We start from the raw sequence: 5,364 nt of genomic DNA, 5'->3' as shown, positions 1-5,364 counted from the left end.
AAATGGGTGTCGTCACGGTGAATTACGAAAACCTCGAGCTACCCGGCGACGCCCGGCAACGACTCGTCGCCTTCACCCCCGCAGCACACGCACCGGCCACCTCGGACCTGTTACAGCCGACGGCGAACCAGCGGCGGTGATTACTCGCCTTTGACGTAGTCGGTCGGCGAGACGGGTGGCGATTGTTATTGTGCCGGTGTCGTCCCCGGCGGGATGTACACCCTATCTGCGCCACAGCCCATCCTTCTGACAGCGGACACCGAAGGACGATCAAATCTGATCGGGGATAGCCAGTGGTGTGCGGCAAGGCTAATCTATCGGTATGTCTGCGGAGCGCCGAGCGCGGACAGGGGATTTGTTTGCGGCAACGGATCGTTTCGTTGGCCGGGATTCGGAGTTGGACAGAATTTTCGACTTGCTGCTGTCGGCGGCCCGGCTGATCACTTTGATCGGACCAGGCGGCATCGGGAAGACACGACTCGCCACCGAGACCGTCCGCCGATTCCGCAAAACCCGGGGTACGCTGGTCTACTGGGTGCGGCTGGCACGGCTGCTCAAGGGTTCCGACGCGACCGCGGTCGAAGCAGAAGTCATTGCCGCGGTGGTCGATGCCGACTTCTCGGGACGGTCCGGATGGGACGCGCTGGTCGACACATTGAGCGCGACCGACGAGGCGGGACGGATTCGGCGGTCGGTGCTGGTGATGGACAACTGTGAACACGTGCTGGCAGGTGCTGGCCGGGTGATCGCGGAGTTGCTGGAGGCGGTTCCGGGGTTGACCATCTTGGCGACCAGCCGTGAGGCGGTGGGGTGGGCCGACGAGCACGTGGTGGTGGTTCCGTCGCTGACGCGGCAGCAGGCAGTAACCTTGTTCCGTCAGCGCGCCAAATACACCGGTCATTCCATCGTCGACAGGGACGACATCGCCAAAGCGACGCTGATCTGCCGCCATGTGAACGACCATCCGCTGTATATCCGATTGGCTGCGGCGCGGTTGTTACGGCGGTCGTTGGCCTCGATCATCGAAGAACTCAGTGGCGAGGTCGGCGACCAGCGCATGCGCTGGTCGCATGGACCGCGGGTCGGGGCAGACGCGCGACATCAAGGGGTCCGTGACGCCATCGCCTGGTCCTATGACCTGTGTCCGGACAAAGAGCGGTTGCTACTGGACCGGATGTCGGTCTTCGCCGCCGGATACGACATCAATCCCGAGGATGGCACCAGCTCCGTGCCGAATGTCGGCGTCGACGTGGAAGCCATCGAGGCGATCTGCGCGGACGACCCCCCGCACGAGGAGGATCAGGCAAGCAGTCCGGGGCAGACGGTGTGGCTGGCGGCCGAAGAGGTCGAGGGTGTGCTCGATCGTCTGATCGACCAATCCCTGGTGACCGCGCACATCACCCCGACCGCGGTGCGGTACTCGCTGCTGGAAAGCATTCGCGTGTTCGCTGGACAACGGTTGCATGAACACTCCACCCCCGAGGTGGATGAACCCGCGCGACTCGCGCGGCGTCATCGCCGCTACTATCGGGACAAAATCGTTGCGGTGCAGCGCAATTGGTTCAGTCCTGCCGAGCAAGGCCTCCTGGACTGGGTTCGTGCGGCATGGGACAACCTGGTCAGGGCGATCGAAACGAGCTTGACCTCGGGTGAGCCGGCACTTGGTTTGGAAATCTCCGTAGGCCTGATCGACATTTACAAAGTCAGATCCTCACCTCGAGACCTGCGGCGATGGGCTGAACGCACGCTGCAGGCCACCGGCACGCCGACCGCGCGGCCTACCGACTTGCAGATCAAAGCCATGACCGTGATCGGGTGGCTCGACCTGATCGCGGGTAAGTACGACGACGCCGATCGGATGCTCGAGGAATGTGTCGCCGCCTCGATCCGCGACCCGGAAACCCGGCACGGCTGGCGGCAGACACCTGAAACCGATATCGGCCTGCCCGCTCCCGTCGAGTACGCGTGGGGCGCGCAACTGTGGCTAGCTCAGCGAAACCCCGAGGCGATCAGCGTGTTCGCGCGCGCCCGCGAAAAGTTCCGTGTCATCAGCGATCACGGTGGCGAGGCCAGGAGTTCACTCGCCGAGGCATGGGCCGCAAGTTTCGTCGGATCGGCAGAACAAGCCCTGCAGACCAGTCAACGCCACCTCGATTACGCCACGGCGTCGGGCGCTGCGTGGTCGAAGGCTTGGGCACAGATGGCACGTGCGATCGCGTTGACCAAGCACAGCAGTCCGACTGAGGCGTTGGCCCTTGGGCGTAGCGCACTGGCATACCTCCTCCAGACACATGACCGATGGGGCGAAACGTGGGCGGTACACATCCGAATGTGGTCCCTGGCGCAGATAGTTGGCGACATGATCTCGGTAGGAAGCATCGACCATGCCGAACTCAGAGCACAGGCCACCGAAGTTGCTCAACTTGCCGGTGGGGCCGCTACATTGCGAGCGGCGATGGGATTCGACAAGAGCAATCTGGGGCCCTACACCGTGGAAACGACCCAAGCGATAGACATTGCTCGCCGGGCATTGGGACCAGAGGTGTTCGCCGCCGCACAGCGGCAGGGTTCTTTGTTGCGTTTGGAGCTGGACGAGGTGCAGCGGCTGGCATTGGGGACGCTGTCGATGGAGAGGTTGCCGATCAACCATCCCGCCAGGCGAAACACTCCCGCACGCTGGCATGAGTTGTCGACGGCCGAGCAGCAGGTGGCGATCTTGGCCGCAGCGGGATGGACGAACTCCGCGATCGCGACCCGCCGCGGGAATTCCACCAAGACCGTTGACGCACAGATGGCTGCGATCTTCCGGAAACTCGTGATTACGTCCCGAGACGACATCATCAAACTGATTCCCGAAGATCAGATCGGGCAAGTCCGGTCGGAGGCAGTGAAGCATCCACGCCGCACCGGCCGACAGCGGTCGCAGCCATGACTGCAGTGATATCCGATATGTACGAATGCTGAAAGCCATTGCGGTGCTACGCAGCTGGGCGGTCCAATCAGCGATCAGTCCGACTAGTCGCACGAACGAGGATGGCGCATACCCGGGCAGCAGAAAGGAACGGCAGCGCGCCGTCGATCCCGTTGTCGGAGTTGGGCTCGTGCGGTGTGCTCGTCAGCGCCCCGTCGTGGGACTGTCGGATTCCTCCCCACGACTCCCACCTGGGAGACGGCAACGAGGGCACGCCTGAGACGAGTAGTTCTGAAGTTCGGTCGGGTTGTCGGTCATGGCCAGGGACGGCTGCGAGGTGTCCAGGCCTGTCCGTTGGATCACCGCGAAGGGAAACCTGCCATCGTGGACACCGGCGGGGTCAGCGAAGAGCAGGGCTCATAAGATCAAGCATCAGCCGGTTCCCCCAGTCGTTGGTGAAAACGGCGCTCATGCCCTTGTAGTGCACTCTGATGAACGGGTTGGAGTAAAACATCACGGCGACCCACCGCAACGAGCTGTCGGCGTTGAGACGTGCGAGGTAGCCGATGTTGCCCATCCCGCCGCCGCCCCCACCAGACATCCGCCCTGAACCGTTCGGTAGCGGGCTTTCGAAGTAGGTGTCTACCCCATCGATGCCGTGCTCCTCAATGGCCTCGGCCACGTCGAGCGGTCCTCCGATACGGAAGGGAATCGGCTGCCCGGCATCCGGGTGATACGCCCAGCGAACAAGGTGGACCGACGCGCGCTGCGCCGGCGACTGAGCGAACCAGGTCCGCAACCCGCGACTGATCGTTCGATTGATCAAACGCGATAGACTGCTGGCCAGGCATGAAACACGCGCATAGGGAGGGCTGTCATGGAAGCGCCGGACTCGGCCGGGCAGGACACCGCATGGGACCACAAACGCCGGCTGATACTCGACGGTGCGGCGGCAGTCTTCTCCAAACGCGGCTACGTCAAAGGAACCACCAAGGAGATCGCGGCCGAACTGGATCTGAGCCAACCCGCCATCTACCACTATGTCGGATCGAAGGCCGATCTCCTGCGAGAGATAGCCCAACAGGTCGACCACGACCTGCTCGACGCGCTGCGACGGGGATTGGCAGCGGGTCCGGACCCGATAACGCAACTCCGAGCCATCATCACCGAATTCACCCGGGCAGTCGTCACCAACCACCTCACCTTCGCCGTCTACCGATCGGAACTGAGATGGCTGGAACCGGCAGTAGCCGAGCAGGTCGACGGCGACGAACGTGCATTCATTGCCGCCGTCCACGACGTCGTGGAACGAGCACAGGCTAGCGGCAGCCTTCCCCAAGCCCCCTCCGCGGTCCTGACCTTCGCAATCCTCAACATGGTCAGCGAAACTCACCGGTGGTACGCCCCTGTAGGCCCCCTGGGCCCCGATGCCGTCGCCGACGCCTACTGCCAGCTCATCGGTCTCTCCAACCGCGCTGAAGCTGACTCCTTTACAGAAACGAACGACGTTGAACACAAACACCAACTCCGCCAAGACACTCGAGCAGGGTGAGCCGATTCGCCTGGCGTCCGCACGACTCTTGGCCGCCGCGGCCAGCGGAACCCCTGCCCGCCGGTCCGTGATCTCCTCGGCGCCGACGACATCGCTGCGGCGTACGCTGTGCAGGCACTCCACACAGCCGCACGGCAGCAAGCAGGGGAACCATCCTTGGACGCAAGGTCGGCCTCACTTCTCCTGCCGTACAGGCTCAGTTGAACATCGAGCAGACCGACTTCGGAGTACTTTTCGCCGACATGTGCGGGCCCGAAGGTGAACCGGAGTCGGCGTGCTTCGATGATGACAACATCGTGTCGGTGGCCGGGCTGGTCCCGGTGATGACGCTGGCCGAGCAAACCGGCCTGACGAGGCTGTTGGCCGACAAAGTCACGATCACCGCGCCGCGGATCAAGTCCGGATCAGCCAACGCGGCACCGAAGCTGGCCATGCTGATCGCGGGCATGTGCGCGGGTGCGGACAGCATCGACCTGCTCCGCAGCGGCGGCTGCAAAGCACTGTTCGAGGGCGTGTACCCCCCCCTCGACGGCAGGAACACTGTTGCGGGAGTTCACCTTCGGCCACGCACCGCAGTTGGACGTGGTGCTCGGTGAGTACCTGGCCGCCCTCGCTGTCCGCGTCGATTTACTGCCTGGCGCGGATGTGCGAGTGTTCGTCGACATCGACTCGCTGCTGCGCCCGGTTTTACGGTCACCAGAAACAAGGCGCGTCCTACGGACACACCAAGATCGCGGGCAAATAGATTCTCCGCAAGGGGCTTTCACCGCTGGTGACCACAGCGGCCGGTGCCGCAGGTGGTGAGCGTGGACTTATCCCGAACCGGGGATTATCCCGATGTCTGGCGGGTTTGACGTGGGAGTGGTTGTGCGGTGGTGTTTTTCGGGTCTGTGGCGTTGTC

Annotated in this window: 3 protein-coding genes and 1 pseudogene; 3 read left to right on the top strand and 1 reads right to left on the bottom strand. The window is 63.3% G+C overall.

Features of this window, described 5'->3' with window-relative positions; translation table 11 throughout:
- The first annotated feature begins 397 nt into the window (after window positions 1-397).
- On the top strand, window positions 398-2,932 hold the full coding sequence (locus ACIBG0_RS42005) for a LuxR C-terminal-related transcriptional regulator (RefSeq protein ID WP_397041217.1): 2,535 nt from the start codon (window positions 398-400) through the stop codon (window positions 2,930-2,932).
- Window positions 2,933-3,311: 379 nt separating this feature from the next.
- Here ACIBG0_RS42005 and ACIBG0_RS42000 read toward each other — a convergent pair whose 3' ends face one another.
- Entirely contained in the window at window positions 3,312-3,737 is a 426-nt protein-coding gene (locus ACIBG0_RS42000) for a hypothetical protein (protein WP_397041215.1), read from the bottom strand.
- 51 nt (window positions 3,738-3,788) lie between these two features.
- Between ACIBG0_RS42000 and ACIBG0_RS41995 the strand changes: the two genes are divergently transcribed.
- Window positions 3,789-4,463 (top strand): TetR/AcrR family transcriptional regulator, encoded by a 675-nt coding sequence (locus tag ACIBG0_RS41995; RefSeq protein WP_397041214.1) that lies wholly within the window; start codon window positions 3,789-3,791, stop codon window positions 4,461-4,463.
- 242 nt (window positions 4,464-4,705) lie between these two features.
- A pseudogene (locus tag ACIBG0_RS41990) lies at window positions 4,706-5,205 on the top strand (IS1380 family transposase); the annotation flags it as partial.
- Between the last annotated feature and the right edge of the window lie 159 nt (window positions 5,206-5,364).

This window comes from Nocardia sp. NPDC050630 (assembly GCF_044457245.1).
In the GTDB taxonomy this organism is placed as follows: domain Bacteria; phylum Actinomycetota; class Actinomycetes; order Mycobacteriales; family Mycobacteriaceae; genus Nocardia.
The sequence above is the reverse complement of the archived record's forward strand: the minus strand, read 5'-3'. Positions and strand labels throughout refer to the sequence as shown.

Bases quoted from the DNA above. Each gene is read 5' to 3' on its own strand.
- ACIBG0_RS41995 (WP_397041214.1), top strand. From the start codon at position 3,789: ATGGAAGCGCCGGACTCGGCCGGGCAGGACACCGCATGGGACCACAAA.